The 25,543-nt window shown below is 62.1% G+C and carries 17 protein-coding genes and 2 pseudogenes; 11 read left to right on the forward strand and 8 right to left on the reverse strand.

Translation table 11 applies throughout. The features are described from left to right. Window positions 1-170 precede the first annotated feature (170 nt). From vasI to tssM, 3 genes are read left to right on the forward strand one after another with little or no spacing between them, the layout of a single operon-like run. Entirely contained in the window at window positions 171-821 is a 651-nt protein-coding gene (gene vasI / locus KW568_RS11940; protein ID WP_004574232.1) for a type VI secretion system-associated protein VasI, read from the forward strand. Beyond that, window positions 809-2,272 carry a type VI secretion system protein TssA gene (gene tssA, locus KW568_RS11945; protein ID WP_014859253.1) on the forward strand — a complete coding sequence of 488 codons (1,464 nt, stop codon included), beginning with the start codon at window positions 809-811 and terminating at the stop codon, window positions 2,270-2,272. The genes vasI and tssA overlap by 13 nt, the downstream gene beginning before the upstream one ends. Next, on the forward strand, window positions 2,269-5,886 hold the full coding sequence (gene tssM, locus KW568_RS11950; protein WP_004574231.1) for a type VI secretion system membrane subunit TssM: 3,618 nt from the start codon (window positions 2,269-2,271) through the stop codon (window positions 5,884-5,886). Before tssA ends, tssM begins: the two co-directional genes overlap by 4 nt. A 77-nt stretch (window positions 5,887-5,963) precedes the next feature. On the opposite strand, the gene KW568_RS11955 is transcribed toward tssM, so the two are convergent. Continuing rightward, window positions 5,964-7,817 carry an ABC transporter ATP-binding protein gene (locus KW568_RS11955; RefSeq protein ID WP_004574230.1) on the reverse strand — a complete coding sequence of 618 codons (1,854 nt, stop codon included), beginning with the start codon at window positions 7,815-7,817 and terminating at the stop codon, window positions 5,964-5,966. Window positions 7,818-8,118: 301 nt separating this feature from the next. Here KW568_RS11955 and KW568_RS11960 point away from each other — a divergent pair. From KW568_RS11960 to dapA, 3 genes and pseudogenes are all read left to right on the forward strand, one after another. After that, a pseudogene (locus tag KW568_RS11960) lies at window positions 8,119-9,582 on the forward strand (BcsE family c-di-GMP-binding protein). Beyond that, a pseudogene (locus KW568_RS11965) lies at window positions 9,531-10,331 on the forward strand (cellulose synthase subunit BcsC-related outer membrane protein); the annotation flags it as partial. The pseudogenes KW568_RS11960 and KW568_RS11965, both read left to right, overlap by 52 nt. A 337-nt stretch (window positions 10,332-10,668) precedes the next feature. Then, on the forward strand, window positions 10,669-11,535 hold the full coding sequence (gene dapA / locus KW568_RS11970) for a 4-hydroxy-tetrahydrodipicolinate synthase (protein ID WP_004574227.1): 867 nt from the start codon (window positions 10,669-10,671) through the stop codon (window positions 11,533-11,535). Between the two features lie 153 nt (window positions 11,536-11,688). Here dapA and KW568_RS11975 read toward each other — a convergent pair whose 3' ends face one another. Then, on the reverse strand, window positions 11,689-12,147 hold the full coding sequence (locus KW568_RS11975) for a GNAT family N-acetyltransferase (protein ID WP_004574226.1): 459 nt from the start codon (window positions 12,145-12,147) through the stop codon (window positions 11,689-11,691). 72 nt (window positions 12,148-12,219) lie between these two features. After that, window positions 12,220-13,986: an NAD(P)H dependent flavin oxidoreductase family protein gene (locus KW568_RS11980; protein WP_003254152.1), complete on the reverse strand. Its 1,767-nt coding sequence runs from the start codon at window positions 13,984-13,986 to the stop codon at window positions 12,220-12,222. On the opposite strand from KW568_RS11980, the gene KW568_RS11985 reads away from it, so the two are divergent. Next, entirely contained in the window at window positions 13,987-15,483 is a 1,497-nt protein-coding gene (locus KW568_RS11985) for a PLP-dependent aminotransferase family protein (RefSeq protein WP_259538457.1), read from the forward strand. A 270-nt stretch (window positions 15,484-15,753) separates the two neighbouring features. After that, entirely contained in the window at window positions 15,754-17,379 is a 1,626-nt protein-coding gene (locus KW568_RS11990) for a methyl-accepting chemotaxis protein (RefSeq protein WP_004574224.1), read from the forward strand. Between the two features lie 322 nt (window positions 17,380-17,701). On the opposite strand, the gene KW568_RS11995 is transcribed toward KW568_RS11990, so the two are convergent. Continuing rightward, on the reverse strand, window positions 17,702-17,824 hold the full coding sequence (locus KW568_RS11995) for a hypothetical protein (protein WP_256212490.1): 123 nt from the start codon (window positions 17,822-17,824) through the stop codon (window positions 17,702-17,704). Window positions 17,825-18,119: 295 nt separating this feature from the next. On the opposite strand from KW568_RS11995, the gene mgtA reads away from it, so the two are divergent. After that, complete coding sequence (mgtA, locus tag KW568_RS12000; RefSeq protein ID WP_004574223.1) at window positions 18,120-20,834, forward strand: magnesium-translocating P-type ATPase; 2,715 nt, start codon at window positions 18,120-18,122, stop codon at window positions 20,832-20,834. Window positions 20,835-20,855: 21 nt separating this feature from the next. Further along, window positions 20,856-21,233 (forward strand): DUF2493 domain-containing protein, encoded by a 378-nt coding sequence (locus KW568_RS12005; RefSeq protein ID WP_003254146.1) that lies wholly within the window; start codon window positions 20,856-20,858, stop codon window positions 21,231-21,233. Window positions 21,234-21,333: 100 nt separating this feature from the next. Here the strand turns inward: KW568_RS12005 and KW568_RS12010 are convergent, their stop codons facing one another. The 4 genes from KW568_RS12010 to KW568_RS12025 all read right to left on the reverse strand — a co-directional run bounded on the left by KW568_RS12010 (window position 21,334) and on the right by KW568_RS12025 (window position 24,906). Beyond that, complete coding sequence (locus KW568_RS12010; protein WP_003254145.1) at window positions 21,334-22,560, reverse strand: MFS transporter; 1,227 nt, start codon at window positions 22,558-22,560, stop codon at window positions 21,334-21,336. Window positions 22,561-22,852: 292 nt separating this feature from the next. Beyond that, complete coding sequence (locus tag KW568_RS12015; protein ID WP_004574222.1) at window positions 22,853-23,728, reverse strand: universal stress protein; 876 nt, start codon at window positions 23,726-23,728, stop codon at window positions 22,853-22,855. A 159-nt stretch (window positions 23,729-23,887) separates the two neighbouring features. Further along, window positions 23,888-24,190: an AzlD family protein gene (locus KW568_RS12020; RefSeq protein WP_004574221.1), complete on the reverse strand. Its 303-nt coding sequence runs from the start codon at window positions 24,188-24,190 to the stop codon at window positions 23,888-23,890. Further along, window positions 24,187-24,906 (reverse strand): AzlC family ABC transporter permease, encoded by a 720-nt coding sequence (locus tag KW568_RS12025; RefSeq protein WP_004574220.1) that lies wholly within the window; start codon window positions 24,904-24,906, stop codon window positions 24,187-24,189. The genes KW568_RS12020 and KW568_RS12025 overlap by 4 nt, the downstream gene beginning before the upstream one ends. 119 nt (window positions 24,907-25,025) lie before the next feature. On the opposite strand from KW568_RS12025, the gene KW568_RS12030 reads away from it, so the two are divergent. Continuing rightward, window positions 25,026-25,490 carry an Lrp/AsnC family transcriptional regulator gene (locus tag KW568_RS12030; RefSeq protein WP_004574219.1) on the forward strand — a complete coding sequence of 155 codons (465 nt, stop codon included), beginning with the start codon at window positions 25,026-25,028 and terminating at the stop codon, window positions 25,488-25,490. Window positions 25,491-25,543 lie beyond the last annotated feature (53 nt).

Genomic DNA, 25,543 nt, shown 5'->3' on the forward strand with positions numbered 1-25,543 from the left:
AGCTTTAAGATGTAAAGAAATATTTGTTTGTGTGCATTCGGTACTGTGTAATAGGCTTCTGCTGGATTTGTTTTAATTGGTCGCGCGGGTGCATGGGCATTGCTATCTATTTGTAGGAAAGTTCTTTGCGTCATATAGGCCATTTGTACTATTCAGAGAGTAAATTCAGGATGATTAACCGCTGTGCATATGGCGCTGGTCTCTCGTTGCTGTTTTGTCTGCAGCCGGTGCTGGCAGGCTCCACGCGGGACTGTCCCCGGATCGTGTCCAACGTCGAGCGACTGGCCTGTTTCGATCAGGTTGCTGGCACCCCGGCGTACACGCCAAAACGGCAGTGGTCTGCACCGGAGCAGCAGGCCCCCACGGTGTTGCGTGTGATGGCAAATGAAGCTGAACGGGCACCGGATGACCTGACGTTTCGCATCGGGAGCCAGCCTCAGGACGGGGCAGGCGCACCAGCGCTTGTGATTTCGGCGCCCGCCATCGCATCGGGTGATGAACGTGCCTACATGGCAATCAGTTGCATACAGGCCATCTCCCGGCTGCAACTGATTGCCAGCCGTCCGATCGAAGCAAGCTGGGTCAAGGTACGCCTGAGCGGGGAGGGCTGGTCTACCCGTGAGACGCCCTGGCAAGTGATGGAGAACGGCCAAGTGCTCGATGCCGGGCGGGGCCTGCCCGCCATCGAGCAGATCAGGAAGCTGATCGGTGCCCAGCGTATCGAGGTTGTGAGTGATCACGGCGAGGTCGACGGGCTGACCTTCGATGCGCAAGGCCTGGACCCCTTGATCAGCCGGGCGCGAAGCACATGTCGGTGGTAGCGCAGGTATCCAGGGAAGAGGTCACTCGGTTGCTCGCGCCGATTGATCCGGCAGTTCCGGCTGGCCTGTTCGATGTCGAGGACGAAACCTATCAGGCCATTGATCAGGAGATGGTCAAGCTGGGTGGGCTGCAGGAAGCCTCGATCGACTGGGTCTACATCGAAGACGCGTCCCGTCAGTACCTGAGCCAGCAATGCAAGCACTTGCGGATCGTTGCGCACCTGAGTGCCGCATGGTTGCGTAGCGGCTGCTGGGAGCAGTGGGGATGCACCTTGGCGTTGCTGGCCGGCATGCTCGAGTGCTATTGGGAAGCCGCTCATCCCAAGCCGGGACCGAAAGGCTTCCTGGGCAAACGCAAGCTGGTTGCCCTGGTGATCGATCGCTTGGCCGAGGCGCTACCGCGTCTTGATCGTTTTACCTACACCCCGACCCACGCAGCGGCAGCGCAGGCTGCCTTGAAACGCCTGCAACAACAGGAAACGGTGCAGCTGGACACGGCAGCACTGGGCGAACTTGAGCGCCTGCTAGGCAAGTACTCGGAACTTGCCAACGGTGTTGGCGAGGCTGCTGTGCCCAAAGCGCCGGCTGCAACCGAGAAGCCTGCGCCGTTGGCCGATGTCATCGCCACACCCGTGTCACGCATGTCGATGGGCAATGAGCGTGAGACACGGCGGGCCGTGCTGTCCATGGCCGAGCTCATCAACCAGCAGGACCCTTACGACGCTACCGGCTATCAGTTACGGCGTTTCGGTTTGTGGGCGCACATTCAGATTGCTCCCCAGGTCAGGCAGGGCAACCGTACGGAATTGATGGCGGTGCCGCTGGACATCACGCGGGTCTATGAAGAGGCCATTGCCAGTAAGGCGGTTGATCCCGCCTTGCTGCAGCGTATTGAAAAGAGCCTGACGGCTTGCCCCTTCTGGATTCGTGGCAGCTTTCTGGCTGCGACCGTCGCCACACAGCTGGCGATGTGCGAGGTGGCCGAAGCCATCCGTTGTGCCACCGCCCGGTTTGTACAGCGCATGCCGTCGCTGCAGCAGTTGTGCTTCAGCGACGGGCTGGTATTTGTCGACGACCAGTGCCTGGCCTGGCTCAAGGGCACGCAAGGGCCGTCTGGCCAAGGTGCAACCCCCCAGGAGTTCAGCGGCTTGCGCGAGGAGTTGGTCAGCCAGCTGGAAACCGGTGGCGTAGAACCGCTGCTCCTTCGGCTGCAAGGGCTGCAAGCGGGCTTTCGTGCTCCCCGTGAGCGCTGCCACACCACCGTGATTGCAGCTGATCTGCTGGCCGCGCGGGGTGTGTCCTGGCTGGCCCAGGACCTGTGCGCCAACGTTGCCCGAACCATGCAGCAAACCACCGCCAGTGCGTGGGAGCCCGAGGTGTTTCAGCGGCTTCAGCAGTATGCGGCATCCCCAGTGCTGGCAGTTCAAGACAAGGATCAGGAGCCTCGATGAATCAAATATGGACGCAACTCAAACGTTGGGGCTGGCCGTGGGTAACGCGCATTGGCCTGGCGCTGCCGCTGCTGCTAGGGCTTGGCGCCTTGCTGATGCTGGTCGCTATCTGGTGGCTTGGCCCGCAATGGACGTGGCGGGAGCAGCAGCCGCTGGCAAGTGTGGCTCATCGCAGCGTGGCAAGCCTGGTGCTCGTGCTGGTGCCGCTTCTGTGCTGGCTTGGGGTGCTGCGCACGCGCTTTCGCCGCCTGCAAGCGGAGCGCCGGCAGGCACTGGCCGCCGAACAGGATGTCGCGCTACCGTTCGTGCAGGCGCAAGAGCGGGCCTTGAGCCAGGGGCTTGAGCGGTATCTCGACAATGCCGGTGGGCGACGCGCGTTGTACCGGCTGCCTTGGTACCTGGTGTTGGGCGACGAACAGGCCGGTAAAAGCAGCTTCATCGACCGCACCGATCAGCGCTTTACCCTGACGCGTATCGACCAGGCCCAGGCACGGGGCCGACAGGCTGAAGCACTGGCCTATCCGGTAGGCTGGTGGGTCAGCGACGATGCCGTGATCATCGACCCGCCCGGCGTTTTCATCAGTCAAAAACCACCGGTGGGCTCGGCGGCCAACGACCCCACCAATGCCTCCGCGCCGCCCGGCATCCAGGCCCGGTTATGGGAGCACCTGTTGGGCTGGCTGCAGCGTAAGCGAAGCCAGCGGGCGCTCAATGGTGTGTTGCTGGTGGTCGACCTGCCGGCGCTGCTGCATGGCAAGCCCGAGCAGCGCGTCGCGCTGGCCCATGGGTTGCGCACACGCCTGTACGAAGTGAGCAGTCAATTGGGCGCGCGCCTGCCGCTGTACGTGGTACTGACCAAATTCGATCTGCTGGACGGCTTCGACCAGTTCTACAGCCAGCTTCCGGCCGCCAAGCGTGAAAGCCTGTTGGGGTTCACCTTCAAGCTGGATGCGGTTGACGCGTTCGACGCTTGGCTGGATGAGTATGACGAGCACTACGGGCGGCTTCTCACCCAATTGCATGAGCAGGTCATCGATCGGCTGGATGTACTGGGCAAGACAGCACCGTGCGGACGCCTGTTCTCACTGCATGCACAGCTGATCGGGTTGCGCCCCATACTGCAGGCATTCTTGCGCGAAACCCTGGCGAGTGACCGGTTCACCACGCCACCCTTGGTGCGTGGTGTGTACTGGTCGTCAGTGGTACAGCAAGGCGACATGCGCAATGCCTTTGTCCGTGAAGCGGCTCAGCCCTACACGACGAAGCTACCCCTGCGTGAAGGTAAAGCACAGGGGAAGGCGTTGGTCTATTTCATCCAACAAGCATTCAGGCGGGTTATTTACCAGGAAGCCGGGCTGGCGGGCGACAATGTTCGGGTAGCGCGCAGCAAGCGCCACTTGTTGTGGGTGGGCTCTGGTGTGGGCATCCTGGCGTTCAGTATCGCCATTGCCAGCTGGCAGCGTTACGCCGAGATCAATGGCGCCAAGGCTGCCAGTGTGCTCGCCAAAAGCCAGGAGTACGGCGGTCACGAAGTCGATATGCGTCTTGATCCGACCGGGCGCAACCTGCTGGCGCCACTGGACCAGATTCGCGATGCGGTGGCGGTGTTTGGCGACTATCGTGCGGCCTGGCCGGTGGTTGCCGATTTTGGCTTGTATCAAGGGCGCAACATTGGTCCCTTGGTTGATGAGGCGTACCTCAGCTTGTTGTCGAAACGTTTCTTGCCGGCCTTGGCCAGTGGTGTGATCGATGCCATGAACGCTGCACCACCTGGCAGTGAGCAACAAATGGCCGCGCTCAGGGTTTACCGGATGATCGAGGACCGCAATAGCCGCCGGCCAGAATGGGTCGAGGACTGGATGGCCCGTCAGTGGCAACGGGCCTTTCCTGGCCAGGGTCAGTTGCAGCGTGACCTCATGCAGCATCTGAAGTACGCCTTGGCCTATGCCGATACCGATTTGCCGCAGTACCGCCAGCGGGTCAGCGAAGTGCAGCAGGCGTTGCGCAAATTGCCGTTGCCACAGCGGGTCTACGCTGGGCTGAAACAACAATCGTACGAGCAGGTGCACGCCGGGCTGGACCTGCGCCACCAGGTAGGGCCTGCGTTCGATGTGGTGTACCAGCCGTCTTCCGGGTCAAGGCAAGGGGGGGAGGATGTAAGGCTGGCCGGCATGCTCACCGCCAAGGGCTTCAGGGATTACTTCGAGCCGCACAGCCAACGCTTCGCTGAAATGGCGATGGTTGATCAATGGGCATTGGGGGAGCGCAGTCAACTCGACTATTCGGACGTCGACCGCGATGCATTGACCGAGCGGCTGTATAACCTCTACAGCGCCGATTACATTGACAGCTGGCGGCGCGCCCTGAACGCGTTTACGGTGGCTGACTTCCGTGATCTGGACCATGGTGTCGCGATCCTGGAGCAGTTGACCGGCCCCGCAGCACCGTTGCAACGGCTGCTGGATACGGTCAGGGATAACACCTCGCTTGCGTCTCCAGCAGTTGTTGAATCACCGGGTGAGCTGAGTACGCTGCGGGTAGCAACCGGAAAACCCGAGCAACAAGCGTTGGCTATCCAGCGGGCGTTTGCAGGCCTGGGCGCCATGCTGCAGGCGACAGGAGAAAAGCCGAGCTACTACGATGAAACCCTCGGCGCTGTTGCGGCCGTGCTGGACTACGCCAAGGCCGTACAGGAAAGCCCGGACCGCGGCAAGGCCGCATTGCAAGCCGTGCATCAGCGCTTTGCGATGACAGGGCAGGACCCGATCGGCACCCTGCAACGTGTTGCCACAGGTTTACCGGAGCCTATCAGCCACCAGATCAGAAAGCTCGCCGACCAGACTGCCCAGGTGCTGAACGTCGAAGCACTGCGCGAACTGGAGCGACGTTGGGATGCTGACGTGTACAGTTTTTTCCAGCAACGCCTGGCAGGCCGCTACCCCTTTGTGGTGAAGGCACCCGATGCTTCTTTGGATGACTTCGAGGCGTTCTTCGGGCCGAAAGGGCGCCTGCAGCAGTTTAATGATCGGTATCTCAAGGTTTTCCTGAAGGACAACCTTGAGGCTTTGCAGTCCGCTCAGCACGGGCAATCCCTGATTCGTGCCGACGTGATCGAGCAGCTCGAGCTGGCGGAGCGCATCCGCGAAACCTTCTTCGATCAGCGTGGCCAGCTGAGTGTGCAGTTCAGCATCGAGCCCTTGGGGCTCAGTGCGAACCAGCGTACCAGCCTGCTGGACCTGGATGGCCAGTTGATTGCCTACACCCATGGCCCAAGCCATATCACGGGTATTGTCTGGCCCAATACCCTGGGGCAGCAGGTCCGTAGCAATCTCACCTTGCTAAGGCAAAATGGCAACAGCAGCAGCCTGGAGTACCGTGGCCCGTGGTCGATGTTCCGCTTGCTCAGCCGCGGCGCGCTCAATGGCCGGACGGCGACCAGCGTGGACCTGAGCTTCCGGACCGGAGATGGCGTGATGCGCTATCGGCTTAACGCTGAAAAAGCCTTCAATCCTATTACCCAGCAACCGTTCAAAGGCTTCCGCTTGCCCCGAGGCTTATTGCAACAGCCAGCCAATGGGGTGCAGGCGGCGCTATCGGATGAGCAGCGACTATGAACATCGTCAGGGGCGCAATGCATTGACTGGGCAGGCTTTCGAAGCCTGGGTATGCGCTGGCTGCCCCCGGCCTCTGATTACTCCACAGCCTCGGCCACGCCCCGATCCTCACCCAGGAACCCGCCACTCTGGTGCTGCCACAACCGTGCATAGGTACCCTGTTTTGCCAACAGTTCGGCATGGGTGCCTTGCTCGATGATGCGCCCTTCATCCATCACGATCAGCCGGTCCATGGCGGCGATCGTCGACAACCGGTGGGCGATGGCGATAACGGTCTTGCCCTGCATCATCTCATCCAGGCTCTCCTGAATGGCCACTTCCACCTCCGAGTCCAGCGCGCTGGTGGCTTCGTCAAGCAGCAGGATCGGTGCGTTCTTCAGCATCACCCGGGCAATTGCAATGCGCTGGCGTTGGCCGCCAGACAGCTTGATACCGCGTTCACCCACCAGGGTGTCATAACCGCTGTTGCCCTGGCGGTCACTGAGCTGGCTGATGAAACCGTCGGCCTGGGCATTGGCCGCAGCAGCACGGATCTGTGCTTCGGTAGCATCGGGGCGGCCATAGGCAATGTTGTCGCGAATCGAACGGTGCAACAGCGAGGTGTCCTGAGTGACCATGCCGATGGCGCTGCGCAGGCTGTCTTGCGTGACCTTGGCGACGTTCTGCCCGTCGATGCGTATTTCCCCCTTATCCACGTCGTAGAAGCGCAGCAGCAGGTTGATCAAGGTGGATTTACCGGCGCCGGAGCGGCCGACCAAGCCGACTTTTTCGCCTGGACGAATGTGCAGCGTCAGCTCATTGAGCACCTGGCGCTCGCCGTTGTAGTTGAAGCTGACCTTGTCGAAACTCACCGCGCCACCCGTGGTGACCAGCTCTGCAGCACCCGGCGCATCCTGTACCTTGGGGCCGCGGGTGAGGGTGGCCATACCGTCCTGCACGGTGCCGATGTTTTCGAACAGCGAGGTAATTTCCCACATGATCCAGTGCGACATGCCGTTGACGCGCAAGGCCATGGCGGTGATTGCCGCCACGGCCCCGGTGCCGACCTGGCCCTGGTGCCACAGCCACAGTGCATAGCCACCGGCACCAAAGATCAAGCCCACCACCAGCGCCTGGTTGACGATTTCGAACTGGCTCACCAGGCGCATCTGGCGAAAACCGGTCTGCTTGAAGTCTTCCATGGCTGCGCGCGCAAAGTGCGCTTCGCGGTTGGAGTGCGAAAACAGTTTCACCGTGGTGATGTTGGTGTAAGCGTCAGAAACCCGGCCGGTCATCGACGATCGGGCATTGGCCTGCTCCTGCCCGACTTTGCCCAGCCGGGGTACGAAGTACAGCATGGCCAAGCCGAACAGCACGACCCAGGCAATGAAGGGCAGCATCAGTTTCAGGGCAAAGCCGCCGGCCAGGGCAATGATCGCGATGAAATACACGCCAATCCCCGGCAGGATTTCGATAAGGGTGAACAGCACATCGCGCACTGCCAGTGCCGTCTGCATCACCTTGGTTGTGACCCGGCCAGAAAACTCGTCAGAAAAGAACGACAAGCTTTGGCGCAACATCAGGCGGTGAAAGTCCCAACGCAGCCGCAGCGGCAGGTTGATCGCCAGCACCTGGTGCTGAACCATGGTGCGCAGCGCCACCAGCCCGATGCTGACCAGCAGGACGATGCCGATACCCCACAGCACACGGCTCTCCTCGGGGCCAACAGTACCGCCTGCCTGCCAGGACGCGAGCAGGTCGACCACCTGGCCGAGGAACGCGAACAGCCAGGCTTCGTATATCGACACCCCGGCACTGAGCAGTGCCAGCGCCAGAATGTAGCCACGGGCGCCGCGGGTACAAGCCCACATGAAGCGCAACAGGCCAACGGGCGGCGGTGGTACTTCGTCGGGTGGGAAGGGGTCGAGCCGACGTTCAAAGATACGCAGCATGCTTGTCTCCGGAAAACGGTTTTTGCCTGGCCAATGCCCTGCCGGCTTGCCTTTGCCGACTTTGTTTTTAACCCGGAAAAGGTCGGCCTTGGGGTGTTTGTTAACAAACCTTTGCAACTCATTACATTTCAGATTGATTTCATGCTGCCCTGATGCTGTATAATTGACGCGACTTTGTGCTCGGTATCCTTTTCGTCGTTTTTTTGACATGAGTCATAAGGCGTCAGCAGAGGATGTGACACATTCCGCCTTCAAACCGTTTCAATTTACCTTTTGTAGAGCCAGTGTTTTGACTAATGGAATGCAGTTGTTGGCGATTTCCGGCCTGAGCGTCGAGAGCAGCCAGCTTCATCAACAAGGACTGTACTGGTTAGCCTGTGACGCCGCCGAAGGCGCCTCCTTGCTATGCCGCCAGGTGGTCGAAGGCATGCCCGATAATGCCAGGGCAGCCCTGATCGCCGATGCGCAAGCCATGGATGACGTGCTGGGTGCGCTCAACGCAACGCGCGGCCCGGCCGAGCTCGCGTTGTATGAGGCCAACTCGCAAGCCATCCGTTATCTGGTTGAAGACCTGCCTCGTCTTGATGCCCGTGGGCGTGTGCTGGTGCTGCTGGCACCGGCACACGCCTAGGCGGATACCGAAGTCGAGCACTGGTGCAATGCGCTGCGCCCGGCGTTGTTGGCTGAAGCGGCGTTGCTGCTGGTCGTCAGTGGGGGACAGAGCACCGCCTTGGTCGAGCGCCTGCGCGTTTTCAACCAGTGCCTCGACGGCCTGGGGCAGGTGTACCGCGGCAAAGGTGGGGTGCGCTACCTGCAGCATTTCTGGAGCAACCCGCTTGGCAAAGCAGCCACCCGGGACATGGAGCTGACTCGGCTGAGCGCGGGGTTTGCCGTTGCTGCCACGCCTCAGGCACCCAGCGACACCGGTGGCGACGAGTTGCTGTGCCTGGCCCAGCGCCCAGTACTGGAAGGCGCGCCAGCCTTTTCTGAACACTGGCAGGTCTGCGAAAGCTTTGAGGAACTGGGGGGCAAAGCCAGCCGGGCGGTGTCTGCCACGGTGATCTTTGCCATGGACGGTGGGCAGCGTCTGGATAGCCTGGCGCGCCAACTGCACCACCTGCGGCAGTCGCGTGGCAACGCCTTGAAGCTGGTGGTGCGCGAAATGGCGCCGACCCTGCGTTATCAAGACGAACAGTTGCTGCTGGCTTGTGGTGCCAGCCAGATCGTGCCGTTCGGTGCCAGCTTGTCACGCTTCCTGACCATGGTCGAGAGCATCCAGGGTTACGTCTGGCGTCGACACCTGCCAACCGACTTCGATGCCTTGCTGGCACGCCTGCGGCCGCTGGCCATCTGCGGGTTGGTAGCGCCACGGGCGTTCGCCGAGGCTGTGCAAAGCATGTGGCATGGGGTGCGCAACGGCGAAATCGTCCACCAGTTGCTGGTGTTGCGTCCGGCGCCCGGCCTGACCCCGCTGCAGGCTTGCTCGCGTACGGTATTCCGCCGTGATGGCGACATTGCCTGCGTGGTTGGCGAGGTGCTGTTCCTGTTCCTGTTCGCTTGCCGCTCGGAAGGGGTCGAGCAGGCGCTTGACCACATCTTCCAGCTGTCATGGAAAGAGCTGTTCATCAGCCAGGAGGTGCTTGCCGGTGTCGACAGCCTGACCACTCCGGCCTTCCTCGACAGCTACCTACCGCAGCCACCCCGCAGCGACACGGCGGCGCAACTGCCTGCACAGGTGACCTCGGGCAGGTTGGCTGGTCGCTGACCGCCTCGCGCCGGCCGATGAGCAATTCATTGCTGTCGTTCGCCGGCGCACGCGACCGCCCGACGGGCGTGCGCTGGGGCGGGGTCACTGCCAATGGCGCCACGCTCGGCCTGAGCTGGGACCAAGGTGGCGACAACGGGGTGTGGGCCAGCCTGGGGCACCATTGGCTGTACGGCGAAAACGTGGCCGACAACCAGCGGACCCGGGCCATGGCCGGCTTTTACCACCGCGTGGTGGAAAAGGCCGACGAGCGTGTCCGTGTTGGCGTGACGCTGATGCACTGGCGCCATGACAAGGACCTGGGCGGCTACAGCCTGGGGCAGGGCGGTTACTACAGCCCGCAGCGCTACAGTTCGGTGGGCGTGCCGGTCAGTTATGCCTGGCGCAACTACGACTGGTCGCTGCTGCTGGAAGGTTCCGTCAGCTGGTCTCAGGCTCATAGTGGCAGTAGCCGCTTGTACCCGGACGCACACATCAACCGCAAGGTACTGGCGAATTATGGCGTCGATTCCAACATCGATGCGATGACCGAAGCCAGCGACAGCAGCGGGTTGGGCTACCGCCTGCGCGGTCTGTTCGAACGGCGCCTGAGTGACCAGTGGGTACTGGGCGGCGGCTTCGACTGGCAGCACAGCGATGACTATGCGCCTAGCCATGGCATGCTCTACCTGCGCTACCTGTTCGAACCGTGGCGAGGCAACCTGGCCCTGCCGGTGACACCGCTGGAGCCTTACAGCGAGTGGCGGTGACGGCAATCGCTGCGTTGCAAGGGGTGCGCCTGCACGGGGCGATGCGGGCCAAGGGTTGACACCAGGCACGCCGCCCCACCATTATCCAGCCATACCTAAGCAACGGGCTTGCCAGCATGTCCACATCCAACCACGCCATTTCCGCTTCGGGCTTCATCGCTCAGGCAGACGCGTGCGTTGCCGTTGCCAAGAAATCCAAGAAACAGCCGCTCATCTGACCGAGGCGCGCTGTCTCGTCAGGTGGGCTGACGAGACAGAAGGCGCCAGGTATCCCTGCCACCACTTCCACTCTTCGCCCTGCTGACGCTGACTTTCGGTCAACATCAGGAGTTTTTGCATGTCGAATTTCCGTGGTATCTGGATCGCCCTCGTCACGCCAATGCGCGCCAATGAAATCGACTTCCCAGGCCTGGAAAAGCTGGTGAAGAAGCTGCTCGAAGACGGTGTGGCCGGTTTTGTGGTGTGCGGTACCACGGGTGAGGCAGCGGCGTTGTCCAAGGCCGAGCAACTGGCAGTGCTGGATGCCGTGCTGGCCTGGGTGGAGCCTGGCAGGGTGGTGATGGGCCTGTCAGGTTACAACCTGGGTGAGTTGCTGGCCTTCCAGGCTGAAATCCAGCAACGTGACATTGGCGGACTGCTGGTTCCCGCACCTTGCTATATCCGCCCTTCGCAGGCTGGCATCGAAGCCTTCTTCGCCACCGTGGCCGATGCCGCCAGCGTGCCAGTGATCGTCTACGACATTCCCTACCGCACTGGCGTACGCATCGAACGTGAAACCCTGCGCCGTATCGTGCGCCATCCACGCATTGCAGCGGTGAAAGACTGTGGTGGTGACAGCGAGACGACCATGGCCCTGATCGAGGACGGCCACGCCCAGGTGCTGGCCGGTGAAGACCTGCAGATCTTCAATAACCTGTGCCTGGGTGGGGCAGGGGCCATTTCAGCCTCCGCACATGTGCGCGCCGACCTTTACGTACGCATGGTGGAGCAGGTTGACAGCGGTGATTGGGCCGCCGCGCGTGGTACGTTCTACCAGTTGCTGCCCTGGATCAAAGTGGCCTTTGCCGAGCCCAACCCGGCCGTGGTCAAGGCGGCGTTGCAGCTGCAAAGCCTGATTGCAGACGAGCTGCGCGAGCCCATGCAGGCGTGCACAAATACCACCCGAGACAAGCTGCAAAGCGTGCTGTGTTCGCTCGGCGCCTGAAGCGGCAACGGTTGATGGCGGGTTGACAAGCCGCCACACCCTTGGTCGGTTCGGGGTCGGCGGGTGCCTCGCGAGCGGATTTCTGCCAGCTACGCGCTGAGACAGAGTATTGCCAGGGCCGCTTTGCGGCCCTGTCGCGACTCCAGGTTGCTCCTACGCTGGCTGGGTCGGCAGGCGCTTTTCCATCGGCTGATACACCAGCCCGGCAAACTCACCCACGTCGCCTGCCAGGGTGAAGCCGTAGCGTTGGTAGGCGGGTACAGAAGACAGTGATGCCTTTACCGTCACCACCTCAGCGCTGGCATGCTCCAGTGCTGCGTTCATCAGGCGCTTGCCTATACCCTGACGTTGCAGGCCTGGTGCAATGAACAGCATCGCAACGTGGCGGCCTTCCTTGAGCTCGATCAGCCCCGCGATAGCACCTTCGACAAAACACGCCAGCATAAGGTTGCCACCTTGCATACGCTCGGCAAACGCCTGGGGTGCTGACACCTGGGTAAAGGTCTCGATACCTTGCGCCGACAGCGTGGGCGCAACTGCCTGCATGAAGGTATCCATGCACAAGGCGCAGGCCTGGGGGAGGTCGTCAGGGGTGAGCGTGCGTACTTGCATGGTAATCGTCCTTGTCGGGTGTCCTTCTGCTGCCCACTTTAACCTGTTACGGGTTCAAGGGCTGATGCGGTATCAAGCTGCCCTGGCAGCGCCCGGCTTGCGTTCGCCAATCAGGATGTCTTCGAAGAATGCCCCGACAGGTTCGGTAGGGTGGCACAGTTGTATCTCCAGCACCCACACCACCTCGCTCGGGACAATCTCCACCTCGGCCAGCTTGTCCTGGCTATACAACACATGCGGGAAGTCAGCGATGCGATGCCCGGCCAAGTTGCGCTCCAGCTGCCAACCTTTGGCCTGGGCACTGCGCTCGGCGAAGTCATACAGTTCACGTCCGGTCAACCCGCGGCCCCAGGCCTGGCGGGTCTCGTCGAACACTTCATGCAGTGCCTTCACGCAGGCGTGGTGCAGGGCGTGCTGGCCAAACACGAAGGTATCGCCATAGTCACCTTCATAGCCATCCCAAACCGGGCCAACGTCGACAACGACGATGTCCGTGGTACGTAACACGCGTTGAAGGTCAATGCCTTGCCGTGGCGTACGCACGGTATCGTCACCAAAACGGATGTAGGTGGGGTGCCAGGTGTGTGAGGCGCCCATCGCCTGCAGGGTATGCGCGGCCATCTCCAGTGCCTGGGCGGTGGTCATGCCGACTTGCAGTTGGCTGGCAATGGCGGCCACGGCCCGCACCGACTGCTCGCGGGCAGCGAGCATGCCGTCCAGCGAATAACGCGGGCCGACCTTTTCCAGCTCAGGGTGCAGCGGGTTGGCTGAGGAAGCCTGCGTTGTCAGTGCGCCGCTGGCGACAAAGGCCTCGGCGACAAAGCGATGGGGCTTTACCCCTGCTGCAAGGCATTGTTCGCGGGCCTGGGTGATCATCGTGGCATTGCCACAGGCATAGACTTGGGCTTCGTGCCAGCGATGTGTCTGGCTGAGCGCCACCTGCTGTATACGTGCCTGGGCCGAGAGCACCGGTTGCCAGCGAAAGTGCGGGTGCACACGGCTGGACACGTCGAGAAATTCGCGATCATAAAAATCCGCCGGCGAAGAGCCGCCCCAATACAGCGTGACGTCGGCATCGCCGGCCAAGGCTGTCAGCAACAGCGGCTTGATGCCGGCGTAACCTGTGCCGGTGGCGAAAAGGATCAGCGGGCGTTGGTCATCGTGCTGCCAGGTACAGGCGCCCAGCGGGCCTTCGAGCTTTACCGTTGCACCTGCTTGCAGGGTGGGCAGCAAACCTTCAGTGAACAGGCCGCCGCTGACCTTGCGGATGTGAAACACCAGTTGCCCTTGTGCCTGGGCAGGCAGGTTGGCAATGGAGAAACAGCGGCTGTCGCCGTTGTCCAACTGAAACCGCATGTACTGGCCCGCCCGCACCTCCAGCGGCTGAGCAGGTTGCAACACCAGCTCGACGATATCTGCGCTCAGCGCGCGCTTGCCAACCACCTGTGCCTGGGTTTCCAGTGCGGGTGCGTCCAGTGACCAGCCGGGTATTTCCAGGCGCATGTCGCTGCAGGCGTGGCTCTGGCACAGCAACATCTCGTCGGCGGCCAAGGGGTAGGAAGGCGGCGGCGTGTCCGCATCCCGCTGCTTGTCCTGATGCTGCCCCGACACCACCTTGACCTTGCACGAGCCGCAGGCGCCGCGGCGGCAGGAGAAGGGTACCGGCAGGCCGCTGGCGAGCATGGCGTCGAGCAGCAGCTCCTGGCTGGCTTCGAAGGTTTTGCCCGAGGGCGAAATTTCAATGACGTGGCGGCTTTGCATGAGCACCTCGGGGCAAATGGAGGTTCGATTGTTGCTATAGTCCAGGACCAGCAGAACCTCCAGTTTTGGATATTTCATATGGTCCAGCTTCGTAAATGGCAGCCACTGCTCAAACTCGATGGGGCACAAGCTTCGTACCGGCAGATCGTCGAAGGGTTGGTGGCCGCAATCAGCGAGGGTCGCCTGCGCCCTGGCACGCCGTTGCCGGGCACGCGGGAGATGGCGCAACTGCTGAACGTCAATCGCAAGACCGTGATCCTTGCTTATGAGGAAGCCGAAACCAAAGGCTGGCTGCAAAGCGTGCAACGCCGGGGCACCTTTGTCAGCCAACAGCTGGCGCCTGGCACAGCGGCCGTTTGCGGTGCCGTGCGGCCTTTTGCCCTGGCGCTGCCAGAGGAACCTGCCGTTGCCTACTTCAAGGCGAACGAACAGGCTGTAGCCCAACAAGGCCGGCCAGGGGCCTTGTTCTTCGACAACGGCGCCTGTGACCACCGCCTGCTACCGCAGGCTGTACTGCACCGCTATTACCGCAATGCCTTGCGCAGCAGCTTCAGCAGCAATAGCGTGCGCCACGGCAGCGAGTGCAGCAGCCGCTACCTGCGCAGCGCCCTGGCCGACATGCTGCGGCACAATCGCAGCCTGAACGTGGGCGCCGAGCATATCTGCCTGACCCAGGGGGTGCAGATGTCGCTGTCCCTGGTGGCCAGTGTGTTGCTCAAGCCGGGTGACGTTGTGCTGGTCGAGCGCCTGAGTTACCCCCCTGCCTGGGAGATCTTCCGTCAGCTGGGTGCCCGCCTGGTGACCGTGGAGCTGGACCATGAGGGCTGCCGGGTCGATCAGCTCGAGGCCCTGTGCCGGCAGCACAAGGTGCGGATGATGTACATAACACCCCATCACCAGTTCCCGACCACGGTCAGCCTGCCAGCCGGGCGCAGGCAACAGTTGCTGGAGCTGGCGCGCCAGCATGCCTTTTGCGTGGTCGAAGAAGATTACGACTACGAACACCACTTTGCCGGGCGGCCTTATCTGCCGTTGGCCAGCGACCGCCAGCAGCGGCACGTGATTTACATTGGCTCACTGTCCAAGCCTTTGGGCAGCACGTTCCGTTGCAGCTATATCGTGGCACCGGTGGAAGTGACAACCGTGCTGGAACGCAGGGCGATGTTGACCCTGGGGCAGGGCGATGCAGTCATGCAGCAGATGTTGGCGGACCTGATCAATGATGGCGAACTGAAGAAGCACCTGCGCCGGGTCAACCGCGAGTACCGGCGCCGGCGCGAGACTTTGTTGGGGTGTTTGCGCGATGCGTTCGGCGAACAGATCAGCGTGCAGGCGCCAGAAGGTGGCCTGGCGCTGTGGGTGAGGTTTGCCGATGAGATCAACGTGGATCAGTTGGTCGACAAAGCGCTGGAACGGGACCTGGTGGTGCGCAGTGGGCGACAGTTTTCACCGTTTGGCCATGCCGAGAATGCCTTGCGCCTGGGGTTTGCTTCGCTGGATGCGGATGAGATCCGGCAGGCGACCCAACGCCTGGCAGACGCCGCGAAAGCGATTGGCAAGGCGCGGTGGCTGTAGGCACGGCCTTCTGTCGCGACAGGGGATGGCACGGGCTTCGGCCGTGTTCGCGGGCAAGCCCGCTCCCACAGTGATCGCGCTGGCCTCAGGACTTGTGCAAGAGGGTTCCGCCCCCGAGGGTCGCGAAGCCTCTGGGTCTCAACGCATTCCGTTCGGTTACCGCACATAACCGCATCACGGCGCCTCAAGCCTGCGCCAGCACCTCCGATAGCAGCACACCCACCCTCGAATCTTCGATCAGAAGTGGTGCCAACAAGGAGTACTGCCCGCATGCTTGCCAACCTGAAAATTCGCACCGGAATGTTCTGGGTGTTGTCGCTGTTCAGCCTGACCCTGCTGTTTTCGACGGCCAGTGCCTGGTGGGCTGCCGTGGGTAGCGACCAGCAGATCACTGAACTGGACCAGACTGCGCACCAGTCGGACCGGTTGAACAATGCGTTGCTGATGGCGATTCGCTCCAGCGCCAACGTGTCTTCGGGCTTTATCGAGCAGTTGGGTGGCCATGACGAGAGTGCAGGCAAGCGCATGGCGCTGTCGGTGGAGCTGAACAACAAGAGCCAGGCGCTGGTCGACGAATTTGTCGAAAACGCCCGTGAACCCGCCCTTCGCGTGCTGGCAACCGAGCTGCAGGCTACCTTTGCCGAATACGCCAAGGCGGTGGCGGGGCAGCGTGAAGCGACCCGCCAGCGTTCGCTGGAGCAGTACTTCAAGGTCAACAGCGATGCCGGTAATGCCATGGGGCGTTTGCAAACCCTGCGCCAGCAGCTGGTGACCACACTGAGCGAACGTGGCCAGCAAATCATGCTCGAGTCCGACCGGCGTCTGGCCCGGGCGCAATTGCTGAGCCTGTGCCTGCTGGGCATGACCGTGGTGCTGGCGGTGCTGTGCTGGGCGTTCATTGCCCAGCGTGTGTTGCACCCCCTGCGTGAAGCCGGTGGGCATTTCCAGCGCATTGCCAGTGGTGACCTGAGTGTGCCGGTGCAAGGGCAGGGTAACAACGAAATCGGCCAACTGTTCCATGAGCTCCAGCGCATGCAGCAGAGCCAGCGCGACACCCTTGGGCAGATCAACAACTGTGCCCGGCAGCTGGACGCCGCCGCCTCGGCGTTGAACGCGGTCACCGAGGAAAGCGCCAACAACCTGCGTCAGCAGGGGCAGGAGCTGGAGCAGGCCGCGACTGCCGTGACCGAAATGACCACGGCAGTGGAGGAGGTGGCGCGCAACGCGATCACCACCTCGCAAACCACCAGTGAATCCAACCAGCTGGCCGCGCAAAGCCGCCGGCAAGTCAGCGAAAACATCGACGGCACCGAAGCCATGACCCGCGAGATCCAGACCAGCAGTGCGCACCTGCAGCAGTTGGTGGGGCAGGTGCGGGACATCGGCAAGGTGCTGGAAGTGATCCGCTCGGTGTCCGAGCAGACCAACCTGCTGGCGCTCAATGCTGCCATCGAGGCGGCCCGTGCCGGTGAGGCCGGGCGCGGCTTTGCGGTGGTGGCGGATGAGGTGCGCACACTGGCCTATCGCACGCAACAATCGACCCAGGAAATCGAGCAGATGATCGGCAGCGTGCAGGCGGGGACCGAAGCTGCGGTGGCATCCATGCAGGCCAGCACCAACCGCGCCCAGTCGACACTGGACGTGACCCTGGCCTCGGGGCAAGTGCTGGAGGGCATCTACAGTGCGATCGGCGAAATCAACGAGCGCAATCTGGTCATTGCCAGTGCGGCCGAAGAGCAGGCTCAGGTGGCGCGGGAAGTAGACCGCAACTTGCTTAACATCCGCGAACTGTCGAACCATTCCGCGGCGGGTGCGCAGCAGACCAGCGAGGCGAGCAAGGCGTTGTCGGGGCTGGTGGGGGAGATGACGGCGTTGGTGGGGCGGTTCAAGGTTTGAGGCGCTGCGCCTGCGTGGAACATTAAGATAAGGTTAAACTTATTTAAAGTTCCCCTTGCGGGTTGACTTCGATACTACGCTTGAATAAAGTTCGACCGCCCCGAGCGCGGGGCCTTTTTTCCCTTCACTGAAGAATTCAATGGACACAGTATCTCGTCGCTGCCTGACCTTTGCCAAATGGCCTGGTCAGGCACTTGAACCGGAACACCGGTCCCGACACCCTGGTCGGGCAAGCCGCGCCAGAGCCTGATGCTCCGCCGTGACTTGCCGCCGCCGGTGTTGGCCGGTTGGAGGCAAGCTCATGAACCTCACGTCATTCGTTTCACATCGCCAGCCTGCGTGCCTTGCGCCGCAACAGGCCGGCGCCTGGCCGCGGCGTCTGCACGGCTACCTTGACCACCACCAGCACCCCCCAAGTAGTTGCGGGGTGCTGGCGCGTCTTCATGCACGCTTGAGCCCCGCACTTCTCACTGAATAAAAGATATTGAACGGTATCTTTGTGCTCGAACTTTTCACGTTAAAAGTTCGCGGGATAACTATTGCCCTGTGTTTATGAAAAGGAATCAAACCATGGATTGCGCGAGTAGAAAGTTCGCTGCCGACACAACTTCCGACTCTCGGCAGCGGACAGACAACTGTCGGAAAGAACCAGCATTATTCAGCGACCCGACATGCCTTCGTTCACCGCCTGAGTGAAACGTCTGTGTGTCGTGCCGCCGCAGCGGCAGGAGCACAGCAACATGACTGTCAAACACCGTAACACCTCATCGGCCAAGGCCGAACGCGAAACCCGCCTGTCCACCCGCGCCGCCCGTGAAGCGCGCAATGGCCTGGCGGTCACCCTCGCCAACCTCGATGCCAGCGAACAGGGCCTGACCGAGCACGAAGCCGCCAAGCGCCTGGCGCGCGATGGGGCCAACCAGGTTGCCCACGACCCGCAACCCCACGCCCTGGTGCAGCTGCTCAAGGCCCTGAACAACCCGTTCATCTATGTACTGCTGACCCTGGCCGGGATCAGCTTTGTCACCGACTACTGGCTGCCGGTCAGCGCAGGCGAAGCAGACGATGCCGACCTGACCAAGGTCATCATCATCATGACCATGGTCAACCTCAGCAGCCTGCTGCGCTTCTGGCAGGAGTACCGCTCGAACAAGGCTGCCGACGCGCTCAAGGCAATGGTGCGCAGTACTGCCACGGTGTTGCGCCGCGAGCAGATCGGGCAAGCCCCGCGCCTGCGCGAAGTGCCCATGGACGAACTGGTGGCCGGCGACATCGTGCAGCTTTCTGCAGGTGACATGATTCCCGCCGATATCCGCCTGCTCGAAGCGCGTGACCTGTTTATCAGCCAGGCCGTGCTCACTGGCGAGGCGTTGCCGGTCGAAAAGTACGACACCTTGGGTAATGTCGCGCAGAAGTCCGCCGCCGAGCATGGCGTACATCAGGACAACCTGCTCGAGTTGCCGAACATCTGCTTCATGGGGACCAATGTGGTCAGTGGCCGCGCCCGCGCCGTGGTGGTCGCCACCGGCCGACGCACCTATTTTGGCTCGCTGGCCAAGGCCATTGCCGGTTCGCGCAGCCAGACCGCTTTTGACCGCGGCGTGAACAGCGTCAGCAGCCTGCTGATCCGCTTCATGCTGGTGATGGTGCCGGTGGTGTTCATGATCAACGGTGTGGTGAAAGGCGACTGGGGTGATGCCTTCCTCTTCGCGCTTGCCGTGGCAGTGGGGCTGACCCCGGAAATGCTGCCGATGATCGTCAGCGCCAACCTGGCCAAGGGCGCCGTGGCCATGGCCCGGCGCAAGGTGGTGGTCAAACGCCTGAACGCCATCCAGAACCTGGGCTCCATGGACGTGCTGTGCACCGACAAGACCGGCACGCTCACCCAGGATCGGATCATCCTCGAGCACTCTGTGCGCTTCGACGGCCAAACCGACAAGCGCATCCTTGAGCTGGCCTGGCTCAACAGCCATCACCAAAGCGGCATCCGCAACCTGATGGACCAGGCCGTGCTGCATTTCGCCGGCCAGGACCGCCAGTTCCAGGCGCCTTACGCCTACGCAAAGGTCGACGAACTGCCGTTCGACTTCATCCGCCGCCGCCTGTCAGTGGTGGTGAAGAATGCCTTGGGCGATCACCTGCTGGTAAGCAAAGGGGCGGTCGAGGAAATGCTCGCCATCGCCACCCATGTGCAGGAAGGCGACAAGGTGGTTGCCCTCGATCCGTGCCGCCGCCAGCAGCTGATGGCCAGTGTCGATGCCTTCAACCAGGACGGCTTCCGCGTGCTGGTGGTTGCCACCCGGCAGATCCCGGCGGCCGAAGGCAAGGCGCAGTATCACACCGAAGATGAGCGCGATCTGGTCATCCAGGGCTTGCTGACCTTCCTCGACCCGCCCAAGGAAACGGCCGGCCCGGCCATTGCCGCCTTGCGCGACATGGGCGTGCAGGTAAAGGTACTGACCGGCGACAACCCGGTGGTCACGTCCAAGGTCTGCCGTGAAGTGGGCCTGGCGCCAGGCCAGCCGTTGCTCGGCCAGGACATCGAGGGCATGGACGACACCACCCTGAAGCTTCAGGTGGAGGAGCGCACCGTCTTCGCCAAGCTCACCCCGTTGCAGAAATCACGGGTGCTCAAGGCCCTGCAGGCCAATGGTCACACCGTGGGCTTCCTTGGCGACGGCATCAACGATGCCGCCGCCCTGCGCGATGCTGACGTCGGTATCTCGGTGGACAGCGGCACCGACATCGCCAAGGAATCGGCCGACATCATTTTGCTGGAAAAGAGCCTGATGGTGCTCGAGGAGGGCGTGCTCAAAGGCCGCGAAACCTTCGGCAACATCATGAAGTACCTGTGCATGACCGCCAGTTCCAATTTCGGCAACGTGTTCTCGGTCCTGGTGGCCAGTGCGTTCATTCCGTTCCTGCCGATGCTGGCGATCCACTTGTTGCTGCAAAACCTGATGTATGACTTTTCCCAGCTGTCGCTGCCCTGGGACCGCATGGACAAGGCGTTCCTCAGCAAGCCACGCAAATGGGATGCCCGCAACATCGGCCGCTTCATGTTGTGGATAGGTCCTACGTCGTCGATCTTCGACATCACCACGTTCGCCCTGATGTGGTACGTGTTCGCCGCCAACAGCGTCGAAATGCAGGCGTTGTTCCAGTCTGGCTGGTTCATCGAGGGCTTGCTGTCACAGACGCTGGTAGTGCACATGCTGCGCACTCGCAAGGTACCGTTCTTCCAGAGCACCGCTGCATTGCCGGTGGTATTGGCAACGGGGCTGGTCATGGCATTGGGTATCTACATCCCGTTCTCCCCGGTGGGCGCGATGGTTGGCCTGGTGCCGCTGCCGTGGGAGTACTTCCCTTGGCTGGCCGCCACCCTGCTGAGCTACTGCGTGGTCGCCCAGGCCATGAAGACCCTCTATATCCGCCGTTTCGGCCAGTGGTTCTGAGCGATGCAAGGAGAGCAGACCATGCGAGTACTGATTTGTGCAGGACGCAACTACGCCGACACCCGACGCTGCCGCCAGGCCTTGGACGACGTCCAGCGCCAGCGGCCGATCCGGGTGTTGATCCACGGTGGCAGCCAGTTTCTTGGAGGGGAAATCGAAAGCTGGGCGCGCGAGCATGGCGCCGATCTGGTGCGTTACCCGCCAAACTGGCAGCTGCACGGCAAGCAGGCCGAACGCTTGCGCAACCTGTTCATGCTCAATGACAGCCGCCCTGACCTGTTGCTTGCCTTGCCCGGTGGCGATGACACCGAGGAGCTGCTGGCCAGGGCCCGTGGCGCCGAGGTTCAGGTGATGTGCGCCAGGCAACCACGCCAGCCCGAGCGGGGCGATTGCAGCTAATGCAAGCGCCTGGGGCCGTACGGTACCTGCGGGCTTGTCCGCGAAGCAGGCGCCTCGGTTTCACGGCCTCAAGCTTTGCGCAGCCGCCCTGGGCGGCTGCTTAACCTGGCTGCGCCGCCAGATCGTTACTGACGTTGCGCCCCAGCACCAGCACGGTCACAAAGCCACAGCCCACCAGCGCCGTGGCCAGGCTCAGCAGTACCGCAGTGCCCATATGGTCTACGACTTGCCCGCCGAAGAACGAGCCCACGGCAATGATCACCTGGAACAGGGCCACGAACAGCGGCATGCCACGTTCGACATCCTTGGGCGCCACGACAAACATCCAGATATTGGCACAGGCCGGGAACGCACCGAAGGCAAAGCCCCACAGCGCGATCAGCATGGCGGCGCCCGTCATGCCGGTGGCGAAGTGCGGGAACAGGGCGGTGCTGACTGCGATCATGAGCGCGACCAGCATCAGGGTATGCCGCACGCTGCGGTTGGCCGCAAAGCCGGCGAAGATGTTGCCCATGAAGCCGGCCACGCCATACAGCAGCAACAATGAACCGATCGTAGGCCCGTCAAAGCCGGCATTCTGTTTGAAGAACGGTGCGACGTAGGTATACGCCGCAAAGTGCGCCAGGCCGATCAGCAACACGGCGATCAAACCGACCCGTGCTTGCGGGTTGATGAACAACGCCGGCAGGTCGCGGATGCGGATGGCCTTTTCCGGCATCAGCCGCGGCAGCAGGAACACCTGTGCCAGCAGCACCGGTACGCCTACCAGTGCAGTGACCAGGAACGTCATGCGCCAGCCCATCAGGCCACTCAGCCAGGTGCCGACAGGCACGCCCACGACCGTCGCCAGGGTTACGCCCGCCATGATGATGGAGTTGGCTTTGGCTACGCCCATCCCGTCAGGTGCCAGGCGGCCGCTGAGGGCGATGGCTGTCGCCCAGAAGCCGCCGATACTGATACCCAGTAGCACACGGCCGACCAACAGCAGGTTGAAGTCGCCGGCGTAGGCCACGATGGCGTTGGCGATGATCATGATCAGCGTCAGGCCGATCAGCAGGTAGCGCCGGTCCAGCGCGCCGACGCCTACGGAAATCAACGGGGCGGCTAACGCAGCCATGATCCCTGGCAGGGTCACCATCAGGCCGGCAAGGCCTGCACTGATGCCAAGGTCGCTGGCCACATCGTTCAGCACCCCCACCGGGAGGAACTCACTGGTGACCAGGGCGAAAGCACCCACGGCTACCGAGAGGATTGCCAGCCATTGCTGGGTCACGCTTTGTTGGCTATGTTCGGGAAGGCCGCGAGGGGCCTGGCTGTTGCTTGGCATGGGTTAGGTTCCATGAGGGATCTCGCCTGTAGCAGGCGCAGGAGCGGGGGGATTTGCAGGGGATTGTAGAGGCGGCCTTGCCTGGCCGACAGGCAGGCCGCTCGATAGTCATCATCAGTGCAATCGATGAAACGTCTTGCGTAGAGCCGCTGCTCTCAGCAATGACGCCCCACTCGCGAATGCTGTGGGCGGGAGGAGCTCTTCCCAAGCCCGCACGTCAGCAGGCAAGGCCAGCCATGGTGGTTTGACCCAGATAGGCGCAACAGGCGGCAGTGCAGAACATTCATGCAGCCTAGGGTGTTACCAGCACATCACACTGCGATTCGTTCAATACATGCTTGGTGACGCTGCCCACCAGCAGTTCCTCCAGCGCGCTTGCCCCCTGCTTGCCGACCACGATCAGGTCGCACTCCAGCTCCTGTTCCTGCTCGGCAATGCGCCAGCCAGGGTCGCCGTGCACGAGGATCTGCCGTGCATCGGCCAGGCCGGCAGCCTCACTCAGCGCCGCGAGCTGTACTTGTGCATCCTTGCGGATGACATTGCGGTAGTGGGTGAGGGTGTCGTGGTCGAGATGGGCGAAGCGCACGCTGGCTTCGAACGGGGCTTCGTACACATGCAGCAGAATGATCTCTGCTTGCGGGGCAATGGCCTTGGCCAATTCGAGGGTGCGCAGTGAAACGGACGAAAAGTCGACTGGCACCAGCACGGTGCGGTAGGCATCACGAGGGGCCGGCTTGACCACTAGCAAAGGGCAGGGCATGCGGTTGAGCAGTTTCTGCACGGTCGAACCCAGCAGCAGGCGCCGCGCCACGCTCTGGCCCCTGGCCCCACACACCAGCAGGTCGCTGTGCTTGTCCTGCACCACCCGGTTGATCTCCGTGATCACCGAGCCGCTGGCGACCTGCACGCCAGCGGAGATACCGTAACGCTGGAACAGCAGCGCTGCCAGTGCATGGGTTTTCTCGCCTGCGCTATCCAGTACGCGTTTCAACAGATCGTCATCAGGCGTCACCAACTGTTTGAGGCGCTCGAAGGGTGCCGGGTTGGCAACGTAGAGCAGGTCCAGCGAGGCCTGTTGCGCATCGCTCAGGTAGGCAGCGCGCTCAGCGGCGTTGCGGGCATGTGGGGAAAGGTCGGTGGCAACCAGTATGTGTTTCATCGGGTTCATGTGGGGCTCCTTGGTCAAGGCGCGCACTGCGATCAAGCGGTAAACCTTGCGCGCTGTGCACCTGTCGGTACTTGAGTCATTCCTTGCGTGCAGCCATCGTCGCGCGAACCCGGCGCGAGGGCTTGATCTGGGTCAATGGCGTGTAGGTGTAGCGGCAGGTCATGCCGGCAACAGCACGCGCAGCAACCCCGTCACGACAATGGCAAATACCACCACCGGCAACAGGGAAAACCGCGCAGCGGCGTACACGGTAAGCCCCAGAGCAATCAGGTCGGCCGGGTGCCCGGAAACGAACTTGGGCGCGATCACGGCAATCAGCACGCAGCCGGGCGCGGCGTTCAGCACCTGGGTCAGTTGCGGGCCCAGGGGGCGGTTGCGCAGCAGTAAAAAACCCAGCGCACGGGTCAGGTAGGTGACCACGGCCATGCCCACGATGGTGACCAGCGTAGCAACGTCAATCATGGCTTGGCCCACAAATAGGCGGTCACCAGGCCGGCTACAGTGCCCGCGAGCACGTACCAGCCACCGGGGATCAGCAGGTAGAACAGCGCTGCGGTGAACAGGCTGAATAACCATGGCAGGGCAGCGTGTACACCTTTCCACAGGCCTTTGAGCAGTACCAGAAAGACCGCGGCGAAGGCCATGTCGAAGCCATAGCTGCGCAGGTCCCCGAGCAATGGCCCGATCTGCGTGCCAAGGCTGGTGAAGGTGACCCAGGTGATCCAAAGGGATAGCGACACGCCCATGAAATAGCACAGGCTGAAGCCACCACGCTGGCGTGCATCGGCCAGGCCCATGGCCCAACTCTCGTCACACATGAAGAACAGCGCTCCTAATGCCTTGGGCAACGGCAGGTGGCTCAAGCAAGGCGCCAGCGTCGCGCCCATCAGCAGGTGGCGGCTGTTGATCAGCAGGGTCATGGCAACAATCACAAGGATTGCTGGCGGTGAGGTCCACAGCTCGATTGCGGCCAACTCCGAGCCGCCACCGAAGTTGAGGCCAGTCATCAGTGCCACTGCGCCGGCTGTCAATTGCTGCTGGGAAGCTTGCGCACCGAGTACCAGGGCAAAGGGGATGAACCCAAGCAATACCGGCAGGGCGGCAACGGCGCCACGGCGCAGTTCGGTGTGCGGCGTGGTGGCGGGTGGGTCGTTCAGTACAGGTTCAAGGGCATTCATGGTCACCTCCAATGGAGGCAAATTATTCCAATTAACGACTGAAATTGGCTTGCGCAGTTGCGCTGATGGGCAGAGCATTTGGCATTTGCTACCGACAATATCGAAAAATAGGTTTTTCAATGCCAATCAAGCTAGATGCCATCGACCGCCGTATCCTCCGGGCGCTGCAGCGCGACGGCAGGTTGCAGAACCAGGAGCTGGCCAAACAGGTTGGCTTGTCTGCCTCGCCGTGCCTGCGCCGGGTACGCCTGTTGGAGGAGGCTGGGGTGATCGAGCGTTATGTGGCGCTGCTGGACCCGGCCAAGGTCTCGCTAGGCCTGACCCTGTTCGTGAGGGTATGGCTCAAGCGTCAGGACCAGGAAACCACGGACGCATTTGTCGAGGCTGTGCGCCAGTTGCCCGAAGTGGTGGAGTGCCATGTGATGGCGGGCGATTGTGATTTGATGCTACGGGTGGTGGCAGCAGACCTGGAGGCCTATCGACGCTTCCAGGTGGCGCACCTGACCAGCCTGAGCGTGGTCCAGAACGTGAAGACCGAAGTCCCGATGGAAAAAATCAAGCTGACCACCGAACTGCCGGTGTAGCTGCAAGGCTGATGACTCAGGGCTGCCTCATCACCGTCTTGACCCTTAGCCTT

Source organism: Pseudomonas sp. HD6515 (assembly GCF_024971855.1).
Lineage (GTDB): Bacteria > Pseudomonadota > Gammaproteobacteria > Pseudomonadales > Pseudomonadaceae > Aquipseudomonas > Aquipseudomonas alloputida.

What these genes read in the sequence shown, in the direction of transcription:
- KW568_RS11955 (WP_004574230.1), bottom strand. Translation starts at nt 7,817, where the DNA reads ATGCTGCGTATCTTTGAACGTCGGCTCGACCCCTTCCCACCCGACGAA.
- KW568_RS12005 (WP_003254146.1), top strand. Translation starts at nt 20,856, where the DNA reads ATGCGAGTACTGATTTGTGCAGGACGCAACTACGCCGACACCCGACGC.
- KW568_RS11980 (WP_003254152.1), bottom strand. Translation starts at nt 13,986, where the DNA reads ATGAAATATCCAAAACTGGAGGTTCTGCTGGTCCTGGACTATAGCAAC.
- KW568_RS12030 (WP_004574219.1), top strand. Translation starts at nt 25,026, where the DNA reads ATGCCAATCAAGCTAGATGCCATCGACCGCCGTATCCTCCGGGCGCTG.
- tssA (WP_014859253.1), top strand. Translation starts at nt 809, where the DNA reads ATGTCGGTGGTAGCGCAGGTATCCAGGGAAGAGGTCACTCGGTTGCTC.
- tssM (WP_004574231.1), top strand. Translation starts at nt 2,269, where the DNA reads ATGAATCAAATATGGACGCAACTCAAACGTTGGGGCTGGCCGTGGGTA.
- KW568_RS11985 (WP_259538457.1), top strand. Translation starts at nt 13,987, where the DNA reads ATGGTCCAGCTTCGTAAATGGCAGCCACTGCTCAAACTCGATGGGGCA.
- dapA (WP_004574227.1), top strand. Translation starts at nt 10,669, where the DNA reads ATGTCGAATTTCCGTGGTATCTGGATCGCCCTCGTCACGCCAATGCGC.
- mgtA (WP_004574223.1), top strand. Translation starts at nt 18,120, where the DNA reads ATGACTGTCAAACACCGTAACACCTCATCGGCCAAGGCCGAACGCGAA.
- KW568_RS12025 (WP_004574220.1), bottom strand. Translation starts at nt 24,906, where the DNA reads ATGAATGCCCTTGAACCTGTACTGAACGACCCACCCGCCACCACGCCG.
- vasI (WP_004574232.1), top strand. Translation starts at nt 171, where the DNA reads ATGATTAACCGCTGTGCATATGGCGCTGGTCTCTCGTTGCTGTTTTGT.
- KW568_RS11975 (WP_004574226.1), bottom strand. Translation starts at nt 12,147, where the DNA reads ATGCAAGTACGCACGCTCACCCCTGACGACCTCCCCCAGGCCTGCGCC.
- KW568_RS11990 (WP_004574224.1), top strand. Translation starts at nt 15,754, where the DNA reads ATGCTTGCCAACCTGAAAATTCGCACCGGAATGTTCTGGGTGTTGTCG.
- KW568_RS11995 (WP_256212490.1), bottom strand. Translation starts at nt 17,824, where the DNA reads ATGAAGACGCGCCAGCACCCCGCAACTACTTGGGGGGTGCTGGTGGTG.
- KW568_RS12015 (WP_004574222.1), bottom strand. Translation starts at nt 23,728, where the DNA reads ATGAACCCGATGAAACACATACTGGTTGCCACCGACCTTTCCCCACAT.
- KW568_RS12020 (WP_004574221.1), bottom strand. Translation starts at nt 24,190, where the DNA reads ATGATTGACGTTGCTACGCTGGTCACCATCGTGGGCATGGCCGTGGTC.
- KW568_RS12010 (WP_003254145.1), bottom strand. Translation starts at nt 22,560, where the DNA reads ATGCCAAGCAACAGCCAGGCCCCTCGCGGCCTTCCCGAACATAGCCAA.